Here is a 15,200-nt window from a genome sequence, read left to right on the forward strand (position 1 = left end):
TAATAGATTAGTTGAAGTTTATACGTGGGTTTTCTCTTACAAATTGCATTAACTCTTTGGACGGTAAGGCTTTAGTCACGTAAAATCCTTGTATTTCATCACAATGATGTTTTTTTAGAAATTCAATTTGTGCTTTTGTCTCAACACCTTCAGCCAGCACTTTAATTTTCAAACTATGGGCGATACTAATCATCGCTATGATAATCGCTTCACTATAAAAGTCTTGTCCTATGCCGATGATAAAAGAACGATCAATTTTAATCTTATCTACATTAAAGCGTTTTAAATAATTTAAAGAAGCGTAACCCGTACCAAAGTCGTCAATAGACAAAGTAATTCCTAACTGTTTAAGCTGATTTAAGATACTGATAGGAATAGGAGTATCAGGTATTAAAATACTTTCAGTAATTTCAAACTCCAGACAAGAGGGGTTAATATTTATTTCTTGAAGTAATGTTTGCACCACATGAATTATTTTATTTTCTTTCAACTGAATGGCTGACAAATTAATAGCGATACTGTTTAAATGAATCCCTTCTTTAAGCCATTGTTGATAATCTTTACAGGCCGTTCGTAAAACCCATTCTCCTAAAGAGTCTATTAAACCCATAGATTCAGCTAAAGGTACAAACTTCGTAGGAGAAACAAAGGTATCTTTAGAACACTCCCATCGTAGCAGGGCTTCTACACCATAGATGAGACCTGTTTTTAGTTCTGCTTGAGGTTGATAATAAACTTCTAGCTTATTATTGATAAAAGCATCATAAAATTCTTTTTCCAGGTTGAGACGTTCTTTTGTTCTTATAGCCATCTCTTCCGTACAAATTTGTATGGTATTACGACCTAATTCTTTTGCTTGGTGCAAAGCAATCGCTGCATTCATTAATAGTGTTTTTTCATTATCGCCATGTTGCGGATAAATGCTGATTCCAACACTTGCAGTAAGTTTGACGTCTTGATCGACACATATAAATTTTTTTTCGAAGCCACCTAAAATGTATTTAGCTTTGGCTATAATGGCCTCAACATTTTCTTGAATCAGGACAATAACAAATTCATCACTTCCGATTCTGGCTACTGTGCCTTCATCCTGGATATTTTTTTCGAGCTGTTTAGCGATCACTTGCAGCAAATGATCCCCCATATCATAGCCTAAGGTATCATTAATTTTGTTAAAGCGATCAAGATTGACCAGAAGTATGCCGACCTTTTCCTTGTTTTTTTTTGCTGTTTGTATCGCTTTAGTGATAAATTTAGTTAATAAATTTCTATTCGCCAATCCCGTTAAAATGTCATGAGAAATTAAAAATTGTAGGCGCTCCTCGGCATGCATACGTTGAATGATATTTTTTTTTAATTCTGAAATATCAGTAACAATAAGTGAGATGTATTCTTCTCCACTGTCTAAATGAATGAGATGAGGCGATAAGTAAACCGTTTTTTGTACATGCGCTGAATTTAAAATGAATTCTCTGGTATTAGGTTTGGAATTGAGCTTCTTAAGTAAGTCCCTTATCTCGGCTTGTTCACCTTTATTAAAATAATGATAGAATTTTTTACCAATAATTTTGGAGTACTCTTTTCCAATCATCTTGGTAAAACAGGTATTACAGTAAACAATAGTGCCATCTGTTGTAAGCGTTAAAGCACCTTCGCCCATCGCTTCAACTAAAGCTTGATAGGGTTGATCGGCGTCTTTTAGCGTTAAAATGCGTTGCTTTTTATTATTCTCAATGACAAAAGCATCGATTTCTCCACTGCGAATAGCAGCCAATATTTCCTCGGCTTCCTGGAGTTTATTTTTTAATTCGGTAATTTCTTCAATAGAATAGTGTTTATTTTTCATGGTAGCGTAGCTCGAGACCGGAAATTATACGCTCTTTATTTGATAAATCGCCAATCGCTTTTCTTATTGGTTGGGGTAATTTCCGAATTAAAGTAGGGATAGCCAAGATTTGATGTTCTTTAGCAAGCGCAGGCTGTTTTAGAAGGTCAATAATCTCTATAGTATATTGACCAGGCAAGTACTCATCGCATATTTTTTTTAAATTGGATAGTGCAGCAATACATCTGGGTGTGTGGCCTGCAATGTATAACACCATGATCCATTTATATTTTTTGCCCGTTGCACGTATGTCCATACACTACCCTTTTTTCTGTGCTGCAATGTTAAGTTTGTCCGCCATTCGCGAACTTGACATTTTTTTCTGCTCATTTTTATTTAATTTTTCTAGTTTATTGCTGCGGATAATAGCATGTTGTATGTCATCTTTTGTCATTGCTAATTCTAATTGTAAAGCACTGATTTGCGCTTCAATGGTTTTTACTTTATAAAGGTTTTCGCACTGCTTATGTTTTATTTCATAGTTCTGATTGATTTCCTGTTGAGATTCTATCGCTTGTTGTGTGATACGTGCTGAACCAGTTAAAACTTTCCCTTTACCGAGATATACATCGGTAAAATCAATACCGTTATTTGTTATTAGCATTTCTCTGATCTGATTTGAATGCTTCATGCCTCGGGATTTTAGGACACTAATAATTCGATTATTTTCACCATTCGCATGCACACTTTGCAACAGTATCCAAGTATCCATAAGGGAAGAAACGGCTTCTTCAAACTCATTTCGGTCAATAAAAATATGCTCAATAGCTAATTTTTTTTCATCAATAAGTTTTTGTAAATTAAAATCAAGGGAGGATGCATTGGTTATTAATTCACATTCAGTTTCTTCAAAGGAGACAAAAAGACCTGGCTCATTAAATTGCATTGCTCCGTTGACAAGAAATTGGGTTGCCATCAATGTTTTCCCACAACCAGGGCTACCACATAATAGTGTCGGTCTTCCTTCAGGTAACCCACCAAAAGTGATTTCATCAATACCATTAATTCCTGTGGGTTTTTTGAGTAAAGATAAATTACTTGAAGTCACAGTTTTTTTGCCCATTTTTAGGGATCCTCCCAGGCTGCCCTATTAAGTATATTAGCAATACTCTCAATATCTCTTTAGTTTAGACTATAGGATTTTTTTAGCGTTAGAATATAACTAAACCTTCGGGCCTTAAGAAAATTATACGTTAGGTTCAGGGTAATAAATCCGCATGGGCCGTTTATCTCTATCAACAACAGCAAAGGATGTTAAGTGGTGTGTTTGCACAGTAGTCTCATTTAGAATATGAAAAACGCGAAAATGTCTGATAATTTCTGCATCTGCAATTAATGAGCGATGACAGCGCCAGGGGACTGCTTCTGCACACATAATAGCCACCCGCTCGTTCGCAGTCATCGCATTTAAGTCTTTTAATGCAGAAAAAAATTCTTTAGTTTGCATATAATCGGCATAAGCTCGAAAGCTCAAATTATGCCAGCCAAGATTAATGGAATCCGCTTTGGGGGAGCGTAGACCACCTAAGGCTGGCACATGTTGATATTGAACAGATATTTCTTTTAGAGAATCAGCAAGCGATTCCTTATTAAACCAGGGAACATAACGTGATTTGGGAATGGTACGTACATCGACTAACTTGCTGATTTTATAATGCGTGAGTAAATCAAGAAAGTCTTGAAGTTTCCGATTTGAATGCCCAATCGTATAAAGCGCTGTCATTTATTTGTGCCTCATACAGAGGGTGTTTTATCAGGTTGAGAGACTGCCAGGTTTAATGAGGGCTTTTTCCGTGCATAAAGCCCCAGATTTGGCAACTTGGCGGCAGAATTAGTCCATAGATCCAGATTTTCCAAACGACTAACCTGCGTTTCCTGGCGGTGAAGCAATTGTTCGTAGCGTTCATTACTGCGTTTTAATTCCTCTTTTACCTCGGCCAGCTCTCTTTCTGCTTTACAAATACGCTCAGCCACACTGGCAAAGCTCACCTTTTCATCCCTTAGAAATGATTCCAATCGTTGTTGAAAGGCTATCCGTTGGTCGCCATCAGTAATGACTGTATCGGATAACGTGTTAACTGTCCCTTGAAGCGCTGCTGCAATTTTTTTGGCTTTCTGAACTTCAAGTCCTAGTGAGGCACGCACCTCTGCTAACTCACCTATTTTTTCACTTAAGTGTATTTTGTTTTGTTCGTAATCTTTTTTAAGTTGTGAGAGTTCTTCCTGGTTCGCTTTTAATAATCCCTCATTGTCCTCGACTGTTTTTTGCAATTTTGCGGTTGCTTTTTCCAATGTTTCTTTTTGCTCTTTGAGTAATTCTGCCGTAGCAGTTAATACTTCGACTTGATTGGTAAGTGATTCCATTTGATCATTGAAGCTATCGAGCGTTTTAGCAAGTCTGTCATTTTCAGAGCGGAAGCGATCAATTTCTTTGGCTAAGTTTTCACGAATTTTATCAAGGGCTTTAATAGTGATTTCGAGGATATCCGCCAAACTATAAATACCCTGCTTTAATCTGTCGGCAATGTTCTTATTACAGCTGTGGTGATCATCCAATACAATTCCACTTGCAGTATAAGCAACTACGGTAACGCCGCTAATGGCTAATAAAATCCCAATATGCGCAGCAATACCGGCTGCTAAAGTAGGCACTGTCAAAACAATGCCCCCTAAAATTTTTTGCCACAAGGGAAGATTACCCCAAAACGTGGCCGCTCGAGAAAATAGACTGTCATTTTGCTGCATGGTATCAATGATTGCCCCCAAACTTTGCTTAATTTGGGTAAGTTGTTCTTGAGTAATAGCAATTTTGGCGAGCTCATCTTGTGGGGAAAGGGGGACAGTAAGGTTACTTAACTCAATCTCCTGCTTTTCTGAAGTAACTTTTTTTTGTTCGATGTGAGGCATTGGCAGCTCCTTCTGTGCATTATATTTCCTTATATAACTATTAATAATCACAAAAAACTCAAGAAAGCAAGCAAAAAGAGTTCTAAGTAAACAACTAATGGCTAATTGGTGTGGAATTAAAGCAGAAAATGGAAGACAAACTCCTCTTAAGAGAAGTTTGTCTTTTTCATTAAGCAAGCATGAGGGGGCTTTCAGTGGAAGACAATACTGAAGAAGTAATTTTTTCTAGGGCTTGTAGGGTTCTGCGGGAATGGCCAGCCTGCAGCTTTTTGTTAAATTCCATTATTACCCCTATCGCCTGGAGACCCATTAAATCGGGTTGCTCGATTTCATTAGCAATTTGTTTGAGTTCTTTCACAAATTGATGAATAGTCTCGCTGTGTTTTCCCTTAAACCAAGAAATGGCGGCGCGATGGTGTAATTCTTCTTTGGTAGCGAACTCACTAGCAATTGTTTTAATGGCAGTGGCTAATTCCTCTGGATTTAAATTCGTTATATTCTTTAAATTTTTGATTACTGGGTCTTGCGAATCAGTGGTCCTAAATAAAACCCTTTCAACTATGCCTGCGGGTGTTGGCAAGTATTTTTTCTGGTCTTCAGATAAAGTGTTGAGGTAATCAAGAATATGCATGTTGCAAATGCGAAACAGTTGTTGATCGTTAACTTGAGAAAAATCTTTATTCAATAATTGCGGCAAAACTTCCCTTAAAAAGGCAGCGTTATGCGTTGATAGCAGAGCAACAACGAACACCGCTTTTTCTTCCGAAGAAAGGGGAGGCTCTGAGGTGAAACGAGTACCATGATGGCGATTGAAACTATTGATTATTTCTGCAAGGACGACAGGGTTTGCAAATGTTCCAAGTTCCTGGCTATGAAGTGCTTTTAAATAGCGTCCGACTTTCTTCTTGTTTTCTTCGATAATATCTCTTGAAAACGCCATGAAAAATTCTTTTTGACACGCTTCTAAAGCCAACCTTTCTTTTAATGATTCATCTGCATTTTCTGGAATTAATTTTGTATAGGTATCCTTGAGCGAGTCCGCATTAAGAGTTTGATGCGTTTCAGGACTTTTCGCTTTGGCAAGGGCTACTAATTCTTCGAACGTATTACAAGCATAAATCTCTGCATAAAGCTCATTTTGTAAAAAGGCGGTCACAAAACCACTACCGGTTTGATAGTGAGGAAGATAACGTCTATCTCCATGGTGGAAAATGGTGATGTTCTCATGCGAATTCATGACATTACCGCGTTCGCCTCGCGGCGTGGGAAAACGGGAACGCAGGTGAGGGTTGACAGGTAAATGGGCAACTTGCTCACACAAGTCAGGGAACACTAATGTAGCAATAGTACGGGTATAAGCGGTTACAGCCTTCTCGTAGTCTTTTTTATCTTTCATGCTGCTCATTTGAGCGGGTATTTCTGGTCCAATATATAAAATATCGTTGGCATAAAAAACGCGGATGCGTGGGGGTCTTACAAGACTCCAACCAAATTGTTTTAACGGTTCTTGCCAATTTGTACTATCCAGGGAACGTTGAGCGTCACGCAATTGATCGCACGTTATTTGGTTGGTAATGATGAAAGTTGTAGTTCCATGCAGTGGCGTGACGGTTGTATTTTTAATGTCATCGGTGGCCTCTGGCATAAAATATTGAGCTTTCTCTGGATAAATTATTTCTTGCTGCTTCTCATTATCCATTAAAGCGCCAGTGGCGACATGAATTTTTATTTCTCCATGAGTAGCAATATTATTCTTTTTTAATACGTTTTTAACGTCTTCTGCTATTACTTCATTACTGTCCAGACGAATAGTTTGAGGGATGAGTTTGGGCTTTTTATTTGCCGCAAATAAGGTTTTAAGGAATGCGATTTGTAAATCACGTATCTGTATTTGAGTAAAATCCTTAGCAGAGAAAACTGTATCATCTCCATGCTGGAATCCTGTTTTAACATCAAACTGGCGTTGATGGATGATCCCTTCCAAATTAACACCCTCATCAAGCAATTTTTGAGTGACATCTTCATTTTCAAAACGAAAAATATTAGCACGAGCTGTTGTTCTATCAATTTTATCTTCAGTTTCGGGTGTTAAGCGCTTATCGATAAAAATAAACTCGGCATTAGGGTCAAGTTTTCTAATTTTAATCGCACGATGGAGGTTTGCAGGGCCCACACCAACAAATACATGAACAGTCATAATAGTTCTCATTATTGAAGTTAAACCAGCGCGAATCCGTGCAGAAAATAGTAATCATTATAAAAATGATTAAATAATTGTCATTCTGTATGTATAGTAACAAATAAAACTTAAGGGCTTGTTAAGTTGTAAATTTGGTTATGTAAAGAAATTGTTAAATTAAGGGTAGTTATTGTAAATAAACAAATTGACCTAAATTTAATCATGGTGAATATTGAATCTGCAAAAATGAATTTAAAAGCTATATTTATAAGAAAAGCGAAGGAAATAGCACATGGAACTGAAGGCATTTCAATATTTAGAAGGGAGTGGTTGGACTATAGACTCCTTCCCGGATCTGGATTCTGAGCAAACGATGATACTTGTATTTGCAGCGCCAGAGTTTATTCATCTACAGGAGCCAATCCAGCAATTAAGCAAATTTTATAAAAAATCCAGGATGATTGGCTGTTCAAGCGCAGGAGAAATCTTTGGACCGCATATTTTTGATAAAAGTCTTTCTGTTGCCATTATTAAATTTAGAGCGACAGCAGTTAAAATTGCTAAAGCGCAAGTGAATACTATTGACGATTCATTTGCAGCCGGCGAGTCAATCAGCAACCAATTACAATCTCCTGATTTAAAAAGTATTTTTGTACTCTCTGAAGGATTAAATGTGAATGGATCTGAATTGGTGGATGGCCTTAATATACCCGTTAATGGGGTTAAGCCGCTTATTACAGGTGGACTAGCTGCTGATGCCAGTCATTTTAAAAAAACCTGGACTCTTGTTAACGGTGAAATCCTTCATAACCATATCGTGGCTGTAGGCTTTTATGGTGATTCTATTCGTATTGGTCATGCGTCTAAAGGAGGTTGGGATATTTTTGGGCCGGCACGAAGGATTACCCGCTCCGCAGGCAATATTCTTTATGAACTGGATAACCAGCCCGCATTGACGCTTTACAAGGAATATCTGGGGGAAAGGGCAGCGGAATTACCTGCCTCCGGATTACTTTATCCCCTAGCCATTCAAGATGCTAACTCGACAGAATCGACTCCTTTAGTACGTACCATTTTAGGGGTGGATGAGAAAAATCAGGCATTAATTTTCGCAGGGGATATGCCAGTTGGTTATTATGCCCAGTTAATGCACGCAAATTTTGATCGACTTATCACAAGTGCTAATGAAGCTGGGGAGTTAGCCATTGAAAAAATAATAGAGCCCCATGGCCCCATTTTAAACGTAAGTATTAGTTGTGTGGGTCGACGTTTATTGTTAGGCGAAAGGACTGAAGAAGAAACAGAGTCAACGCTGGAGGCATTGCCTGCGCAGTCAACTCAAGTGGGATTTTATTCTTATGGTGAATTATCACCTGCTGGTCTTGGTGATTGCAAGTTACATAATCAAACAATGACTTTAACCACAATATATGAATCTTGATGGAATGAAAATAAGACTATGGAATTACATAAATTATTACTACGACAATTAAATCGGGCTCAAATTGAAGTAGATAATTTACCCAGTGATCTTAAGCAATGGCAAGAGTTTATTTCGCGTGTCAATAAAACCTACCAGGAGACTGACCAAGAGCGTTATTTACTTGAACGCTCTATGAACATTTCATCGCGTGAAATGATGTTATTAAACGAGAAACTTGAGAGGGCGCAACACATTGCTCGGCTTTGTTACTGGCATTATGATGCAGATACTGATCGTATTAGTTGGTCAAAAGAGCTTTATAATTTACTGGATCTAAATCCAAATGCGCTTCAAACGCTTAAGGAATTTCTAGATGTGGTTCATCCGGAAGACAGCGCACAATTAAAAAGCTTGGTTTCTACTGCTTTGGACAAGCGAGTTAATTACACATTTGAACTGCGGCTGAAGAATGGTCAAGGTCAATATCAATGGTATCGAACTATTGCTGATTGTCAGGGTCAAAAAAATGAGCTTTCTGGAATTCTGATTGACATTGATAGAGATAAAAAAAATGAAGAAGAAATTAAGGAGTTAAGTCAAAAATTGCTTGAGACAGCTCGTCGGGCGGGAATGTCAGAAATTGCAACCTCTATCCTTCACAACATTGGTAATGTGTTAAACAGTTCAAATGTGTCTATCAATTTAATAAAAGAAAATTTTTCGCAACCTTTCTATCAAAAGTTATTTAAAATTATTGCCATGTTAAAAGAACATCAAAGGGACATTGAAAATTATTTAACACAAGATGAAAAAGGTAAATTAATTCCTGAATATCTCATTGCTTTAGGCGATATTCTTATCAAAGCACAGCAAGATAATCTCACTGAATTAACCAATCTGGAGGAAGATATACAGCATTTAAAAGCTATTGTTGCCATGCAACAGGCGTTTAGTGGTGTATCCAGTATTGCTGAAAAAATTTATATTCCTGAATTAATAGAAACAGCTTTACAAATGTCAGCAAACTCTTTGAAAGACAAAGCTATCACCGTGAATAAACAATATGGTGATTCTAGTTTCGTATTTGCAGACAAATCTAAATTGCTACAGATTCTGATTAACTTGATTCAAAATGCAAAAGAAGCGGTTTCCAATAATTCCCCTAACAAAAAGAAGCAAATAGATTTCTCCGTTAAGCACGCTAATAAAAAACTGCAAATTGTGGTTACGGATAACGGTGAGGGTATTTTACCTGATAACTTAGATCGTATTTTTTCTTTTGGTTTTACAACAAAGCCCAATGGACATGGCTTTGGTTTGCATAGTTGCGCATTGTCTGCCCAAGATATGGGGGGTGCATTAAAAGTTAAAAGTCCAGGACCAGGAAAAGGCGCTATTTTTACGTTGACATTACCTGTAACGCATAGCGAAAAACAGAGGAGTGTTCGATGAGCGATATAGAGCTTCGTATCATGGTTATCGATGATAACCCTGCTATCCATGAAGACTTTATTAAGGTTTTGGCAACAACAAAAGAACAATCAACAGCTTTCAATGTATTGGATAAGGAGTTATTTGGGGAAGAAAATACCTTGGAAAGCGAAGAAAGCTTGTTACCAGAATTTCAGATCGATACAGCAGAGCAAGGTCGAGAAGGGGTCGAAAAAATTAAGCAAGCATTTGAAGCAGGAAAACCTTATGCACTTGCGTTTGTTGATATACGCATGCCACCGGGATGGGATGGTCTTGAGACTATAAAACGGATGTGGAAGATTGATAGGGATATTCAAGTCGTTATTTGTACCGCTTATTCTGACTATTCTTGGGAAGAAACAGTTCAAAAATTAGGCGTAAGCGATAACTTATTGGTGCTAAAAAAACCATTTGATAAGGTAGCAGTCAGGCAATTGGCTTGTGCATTAACCAGAAAATGGTTATTGGCTAAGGACGCCAAAAAATATACCGAATCGTTACAAAAAATTGTTGATGAGCGTACTGAATCATTACAACAATCGCTTTCATTACTGCGAGCAACGATTGAGTCTTCCACCGATGGCATTTTAGTGGTCGATTTGAAAGGAAAGCTGATTGATTGCAATCAGCAGTTTATAAAAATTTGGGGGATCCCTGATGCATTGATTAAGCAAAAAAGGGAAGATTTAGTATTGGAATATATCGTTAATAAATTACGAAAACCGGAGGAATTTCTTGAGAAGGTTAATCATTTACATCAACACATTGATGATACCTCTTTACAAGTGGTTAAATTTAAAGAAGAGAAAATTGTCGAATGCTATTCACAACCTCATCGAATCAACAAAGTTACTGTAGGACGGGTCTGGAGTTTCCGTGACATTACAGAAAGAGCCTTCCTGGAAGAGGAGTTAGAACGTCAAGCCACTCACGATTCTTTGACTGATCTGCCAAACCGGGTGCTGCTAAACGACAGGATTCAACAAGCAATTGCAGTTGCTGCACGCGAGAAAACATGCTTTGCAATTTTATTTTTTGATTTAGATCGCTTTAAATTGGTAAATGATAGCTTGGGGCATGAGTTCGGCGATGAAGTTCTTTGTGAAGTAAGCAAACGGCTAACTTCCTTATTAAGAGCAGAGGACACATTGGCAAGACTTGGAGGAGACGAATTCGTAATTGTAGTGCCTGAATTGAAAAAAGGTGAAGAAGTCGTTTCAGTTGTCAAAAAAATTCTTAATTCATTTAATCAACCTCTTTATATTGCAGGCCATGAGTTTGTTTTAACTACCAGTATAGGGATTAGTCTTTATCCTGAAGACGGAACCAGTGTGAATACCTTGTTAAAAAATGCAGACCTGGCGATGTACCAGGCAAAGGAACAAGGCGGAAACCAGTTTAGATTTTATACTCCCCAATTGAATAAAATTACCAATCAACAGCTAGAACGAGAGTCAGAATTACGTAATGCAATGAAAAATAATGAATTTTTCATTGTTTATCAACCTCAATATGATGCAAAAAACCGTCGGCTGTTAGGCCTTGAGGCATTAATCCGCTGGCAACACCCGCAAAAAGGTGTCATTTTGCCTTTGCAATTTATTCCTACCGCGGAGGAATCTGGGCTTATTGTTCCTTTAGGTGAGTGGGTTATACGCGAGGTATGTAATCAAATAAAAGAATGGAAAAAGCAAGGCATCCCTAAGATAAGGGTTGCTGTAAACGTTGCAACACAACAATTAAAGCAGGTAAATTTTGCCGAAACCGTCAAAAGTATTTTGGAAGAATACAAGGTTGACCCGGAAACATTTGAAATAGAAATCACCGAAAATGTAATAATTACCAACCTTGAAGTGCAACGTATGATCAATAAACTTAAGCAGATCGGTGTAAAAATTGTTTTGGATGATTTTGGAACGGGTAGTTCCAGCTTAAATTACTTAAAACAACTTCATATTGATCGTTTAAAAATCGATCAATCTTTCGTAAAAAATATTTCGCGATCCCGAAGTGATGAAGTAATTATTGAGGCTATTATTGCTATGGCGCGCAGCCTAAACTTTTCCGTGTTGGCTGAAGGGGTTGAAAATCCAAATCAAATTAAATTCTTAAAGAATCAAAACTGTGATGAAGTACAAGGATTTTTCTTGAGTAAACCGTTATCTTCTGCGTCAATCACGCAAATTTTGCTAACCGCTTTGCCTAAGAAAGGCAAAATTAAAAAAAGTGGTCGATCTTAAGCTTAAAGTAAAGGTTCAATTATTAAACGTACCTATTAAAAAAATCGTAGGTGGGGTCATTTTTCGAATCAGCGCTGGATATTTATTGCAACTCAAACGAGGCAACACTACTGGAGGAAATGCTTTCATCGGTTGCCCTATCTAAACTATTTTGGGGGAAATTGAGAACTTCCAATCCATTCTCTAGTTTTTTCATCCAGGCCCGCATGGATTTACAGGTTTCTGGGGTATGTATAATAAAGTCATTCTCTGAAAAGCCTGCGTTTGCTATTAGTTCATTTTTGATGTGCATAATTCCTGCTAAAAGACAGCGTTTTGCACTGGCAGCGCAATTCGCATGGATAAAGCTATAGTTTTTCTTCTGCTCAGCTTGCATGGCCTCTAGCACTAACTCTTCATCAACACAAAAAGGCAAGCCACTATCTGTGGTAGGTAATTTTAATGTATGTTCGGCAGGTTTGCCTTCTGTGGTATTGTTTTTTTGTTGGTGCATAGTTTTTCTATGTAAAGCGTCCACATTCATTTTATGAAGCGCTTTTAAGCCTGCTACCTTGCTTATTGTCTGTCCTTGAATGATGTCTTCTTCCAATGTTTTTAATTTGTCTTGTAACCTGTTAATTTCTAACATTAAAATTTGCAAGTTGGTCTGCAAATTCTGTAAATCGCTTTGATATTGCTCGTTTGCAGTCTGCAAGAATTGGTCAGTCGCTTCAATTTCCAATTCAATTGCCGATTTTTGTTGCCTAAGAGTAAATAATCGTTCGTGCACTTCAAGGTGTTCATGAACAGTTTTTTCATCAAAGTTTTCCATTTTTTCCAAATAGCTAAGTTTGCGTAAAAGAAAACTTTCCTGTTGCTGTAATTTTTTATACTCGGCAGTGAGCTCGGATTGTTGTTCGATTGCTTCAGGCTGCTTCATATTGACGATTTGTCCTGATAAGTTTTCTTTTCTGGACGTTAAATCCTGTAATTTCTGCTGCAACTTTTCCTTTTCTTCAAGAGCCACTTCTAAATCATTAACTTTTGTTGCCAATTCTTGATTGTTTATTTTTCTTTTTTGTAAAGAAGATAAAACGTGCTTTTTCTTACCATTGAAGCCTAGATGCACGTGATGTTTAATATCAAGATTATCTTTTACTGAAGCTTCTCTTTTCATATCCTCTTCATGGCTTGCAATTTCAGAGGGAACGCCTGTAGCCCGGGGTGCTAAATGCATGAGATGTAAAATATCTTCCAAAACGCTTTTTTTACTTTGTGTTGCTGGCCAAAAACTGTGGGTTACCGAGTTAATTCTGACTTGCTTGGGCTGCCAAAATTTCAATGTTCCTGCAGGTGAAAAACCTAACACGCTCCTTTCTGGAGAAGACTGTCCTATTAACGCCATACTTTTAACCACGTTAAGTTCATAGTGGTTAGCTTCCAATTTTTGAAAGGCTGAAGTTTCTTCCGGTACTGTCAGCACAAAATTTACATGACCGGCATTTTCATTAAATGTTGCAGAAAAAAATGAACCGAGGGCACTTTTGATTCTTTTACCAAAAAACTTTGTGGTTGGCATCCAAACGTTTACTTCAATCATCTCTAAAACATCGCTTACAAATTTAATATACACAGTATCTGATGAACCTTAAGAGAATATTAAATATATGGGTAAAATGTGCCAAATTTATTAGAAATGTACAAGTGAAGTACAAGTTAAAATTTGACAAGTTTACTGCCAACCGTTACAAAGGAAGAAGAATATTTTTATTAGTTAAGCTATGGAATACAAAGACTATTATCAAATTATGGGACTTGAGCGGGAGGCTAGTGCGGAGGATATCAAGCGGGCATACCGAAAGTTGGCACGAAAATATCATCCTGATGTAAGTAAAGAAGCCAATGCAGAGGCAAAATTCAAGGAATTAGGCGAAGCTTACGAAGTTTTAAAAGATCCTGAAAAAAGGGCCAAGTATGATCGCTATGGGCAATACTGGAAAGAACAAGGACAACAGGGATATGGCGCTCAGGCTGGTGGACAGCAACAATATTATCGTCATTTTGACGAAGCTGAAATGTCAGGATTTGAAGACTTTCTAAATAGCATTTTCAAGGAGCGATTTCACCAGGAACAAGCCTCTTTTTATGATCAGAGTCAGGATATTCATGCCAAACTCAATATTACGCTTGAAGACAGTTTTCACGGGGCTGAAAAAAATTTACAGCTACAAACCCCTGTTGTTGATCAACATGGTCGTGTTAGCTACGAAACGCGCTCAATTAAAGTGAAAATTCCCAAGGGAATTGGTAATAAACAACAAATTCGTTTAAAAGGACAAGGGGGAAAAGGGCCCGGCAAGCAGGCAGGGGATTTATACATTGAAATTAACTTCAATCATCATCCTCTTTTTCATCTTCATAAAAAGGATATTCATCTAAATTTGCCGGTAGCTCCCTGGGAAGCTGCTTTAGGTGCTTCAGTAAAAGTGCCTACATTAGGGGGTGCTGTCAATTTAAAAATTCCAAAACTTTCTCAGGCCGGTAAAAAAATGCGACTTAAAGGACGAGGGCTACCTGGTAATCCACCGGGTGACCAATACGTTATTCTGCAGATAGTCATTCCCCAGGTTGAAAATGAACAAGCGAATAAATTATATGAGCAGCTTGCCAACACCCTATCTTTTAACCCGCGGGAACAGTTAGGAGTAAGTTAATGGCTAAAAAAAATAAAGAGTCAGGTGCTTTGGAATGCGAGGAGTGGTTTTATTTGTCGCTACACGAAGTGTCTTATTCTTATGGTGTATCAAAAGAAATTATTATCGAAATCATCGATGAAGGCATTGTAACACCGCAAAAAGATGCGAAAGAGGAACTGATGTTTGACAGCGAAGCCGTTAAAAATATTGGTACTGTTTTACGACTAAACCGGGATCTGGGCGTGAATTTGGCAGGAGCCGGTTTAGCATTAGAGTTATTACAAGAGATCGAACATTTAAAAATGCTCCTAAATCAAAACCTATAACAAGTTAATACTGAATTGACGTGGTGGTGATGCATAGAATTTGTAAGATAGTCATACTAAAATGTACAAATTGACGGGGCCGAGTGAGGAGA

Annotated in this window: 12 protein-coding genes; 5 read left to right on the forward strand and 7 right to left on the reverse strand. The window is 37.6% G+C overall.

What is annotated here, in order from left to right; all coding sequences use genetic code 11:
* Positions 1-7: 7 nt before the first annotated feature.
* The 6 genes from Ljam_RS00325 to Ljam_RS00350 form a co-directional block, all read right to left on the reverse strand.
* Positions 8-1,846: an EAL domain-containing protein gene (locus Ljam_RS00325; protein WP_058448150.1), complete on the reverse strand. Its 1,839-nt coding sequence runs from the start codon at positions 1,844-1,846 to the stop codon at positions 8-10.
* Positions 1,836-2,141: a circadian clock KaiB family protein gene (locus Ljam_RS00330; RefSeq protein ID WP_058448151.1), complete on the reverse strand. Its 306-nt coding sequence runs from the start codon at positions 2,139-2,141 to the stop codon at positions 1,836-1,838. The genes Ljam_RS00325 and Ljam_RS00330 overlap by 11 nt, the downstream gene beginning before the upstream one ends.
* A gap of 3 nt (positions 2,142-2,144) precedes the next feature.
* Entirely contained in the window at positions 2,145-2,948 is an 804-nt protein-coding gene (locus Ljam_RS00335; RefSeq protein ID WP_058448152.1) for an ATPase domain-containing protein, read from the reverse strand.
* A gap of 123 nt (positions 2,949-3,071) precedes the next feature.
* Positions 3,072-3,608: a DUF488 domain-containing protein gene (locus tag Ljam_RS00340; protein WP_058448153.1), complete on the reverse strand. Its 537-nt coding sequence runs from the start codon at positions 3,606-3,608 to the stop codon at positions 3,072-3,074.
* A gap of 11 nt (positions 3,609-3,619) precedes the next feature.
* The gene (locus Ljam_RS00345; RefSeq protein ID WP_058448154.1) at positions 3,620-4,792 is read right to left on the reverse strand and encodes a LegC2/C7 family Dot/Icm T4SS effector; all 1,173 of its coding nucleotides are present in this window, start codon (positions 4,790-4,792) and stop codon (positions 3,620-3,622) included.
* A 169-nt stretch (positions 4,793-4,961) separates the two neighbouring features.
* Positions 4,962-6,989: a hypothetical protein gene (locus Ljam_RS00350; RefSeq protein WP_058448155.1), complete on the reverse strand. Its 2,028-nt coding sequence runs from the start codon at positions 6,987-6,989 to the stop codon at positions 4,962-4,964.
* Positions 6,990-7,263: 274 nt separating this feature from the next.
* On the opposite strand from Ljam_RS00350, the gene Ljam_RS00355 reads away from it, so the two are divergent.
* Genes Ljam_RS00355 through Ljam_RS00365 form a run of 3 tightly spaced genes read left to right on the forward strand, consistent with a single transcriptional unit; the run spans position 7,264 to position 12,107 of the window.
* Positions 7,264-8,412: an FIST signal transduction protein gene (locus tag Ljam_RS00355; RefSeq protein ID WP_058448156.1), complete on the forward strand. Its 1,149-nt coding sequence runs from the start codon at positions 7,264-7,266 to the stop codon at positions 8,410-8,412.
* 18 nt (positions 8,413-8,430) lie between these two features.
* Entirely contained in the window at positions 8,431-9,846 is a 1,416-nt protein-coding gene (locus Ljam_RS00360; protein WP_058448157.1) for a sensor histidine kinase, read from the forward strand.
* Entirely contained in the window at positions 9,843-12,107 is a 2,265-nt protein-coding gene (locus Ljam_RS00365; protein WP_058448158.1) for an EAL domain-containing protein, read from the forward strand. Before Ljam_RS00360 ends, Ljam_RS00365 begins: the two co-directional genes overlap by 4 nt.
* A gap of 82 nt (positions 12,108-12,189) precedes the next feature.
* Here Ljam_RS00365 and Ljam_RS00370 read toward each other — a convergent pair whose 3' ends face one another.
* A complete protein-coding gene (locus Ljam_RS00370) occupies positions 12,190-13,719 on the reverse strand; it encodes a hypothetical protein (RefSeq protein ID WP_058448159.1) in 1,530 nt (509 codons plus the stop codon).
* A 148-nt stretch (positions 13,720-13,867) separates the two neighbouring features.
* Between Ljam_RS00370 and Ljam_RS00375 the strand changes: the two genes are divergently transcribed.
* Together Ljam_RS00375 and Ljam_RS00380 are read left to right on the forward strand one after the other, a co-directional pair.
* Positions 13,868-14,800, forward strand: coding sequence for a DnaJ C-terminal domain-containing protein (locus Ljam_RS00375; RefSeq protein WP_058448160.1), 933 nt, complete (start codon positions 13,868-13,870; stop codon positions 14,798-14,800).
* Positions 14,800-15,108, forward strand: a complete 309-nt coding sequence (locus tag Ljam_RS00380; protein WP_058448161.1) for a chaperone modulator CbpM — start codon at positions 14,800-14,802, stop codon at positions 15,106-15,108. The genes Ljam_RS00375 and Ljam_RS00380 overlap by 1 nt, the downstream gene beginning before the upstream one ends.
* Positions 15,109-15,200: the final 92 nt, after the last annotated feature.

The sequence above is a fragment of the Legionella jamestowniensis genome, from assembly GCF_001467745.1.
Classification (GTDB): Bacteria; Pseudomonadota; Gammaproteobacteria; order Legionellales; family Legionellaceae; genus Tatlockia; species Tatlockia jamestowniensis.

Bases quoted from the DNA above. Each gene is read 5' to 3' on its own strand.
- Ljam_RS00325 (WP_058448150.1), bottom strand. From the start codon at position 1,846: ATGAAAAATAAACACTATTCTATTGAAGAAATTACCGAATTAAAAAAT.
- Ljam_RS00330 (WP_058448151.1), bottom strand. From the start codon at position 2,141: ATGGACATACGTGCAACGGGCAAAAAATATAAATGGATCATGGTGTTA.
- Ljam_RS00360 (WP_058448157.1), top strand. From the start codon at position 8,431: ATGGAATTACATAAATTATTACTACGACAATTAAATCGGGCTCAAATT.
- Ljam_RS00365 (WP_058448158.1), top strand. From the start codon at position 9,843: ATGAGCGATATAGAGCTTCGTATCATGGTTATCGATGATAACCCTGCT.
- Ljam_RS00355 (WP_058448156.1), top strand. From the start codon at position 7,264: ATGGAACTGAAGGCATTTCAATATTTAGAAGGGAGTGGTTGGACTATA.
- Ljam_RS00375 (WP_058448160.1), top strand. From the start codon at position 13,868: ATGGAATACAAAGACTATTATCAAATTATGGGACTTGAGCGGGAGGCT.
- Ljam_RS00350 (WP_058448155.1), bottom strand. From the start codon at position 6,989: ATGACTGTTCATGTATTTGTTGGTGTGGGCCCTGCAAACCTCCATCGT.
- Ljam_RS00340 (WP_058448153.1), bottom strand. From the start codon at position 3,608: ATGACAGCGCTTTATACGATTGGGCATTCAAATCGGAAACTTCAAGAC.
- Ljam_RS00335 (WP_058448152.1), bottom strand. From the start codon at position 2,948: ATGGGCAAAAAAACTGTGACTTCAAGTAATTTATCTTTACTCAAAAAA.
- Ljam_RS00380 (WP_058448161.1), top strand. From the start codon at position 14,800: ATGGCTAAAAAAAATAAAGAGTCAGGTGCTTTGGAATGCGAGGAGTGG.
- Ljam_RS00345 (WP_058448154.1), bottom strand. From the start codon at position 4,792: ATGCCTCACATCGAACAAAAAAAAGTTACTTCAGAAAAGCAGGAGATT.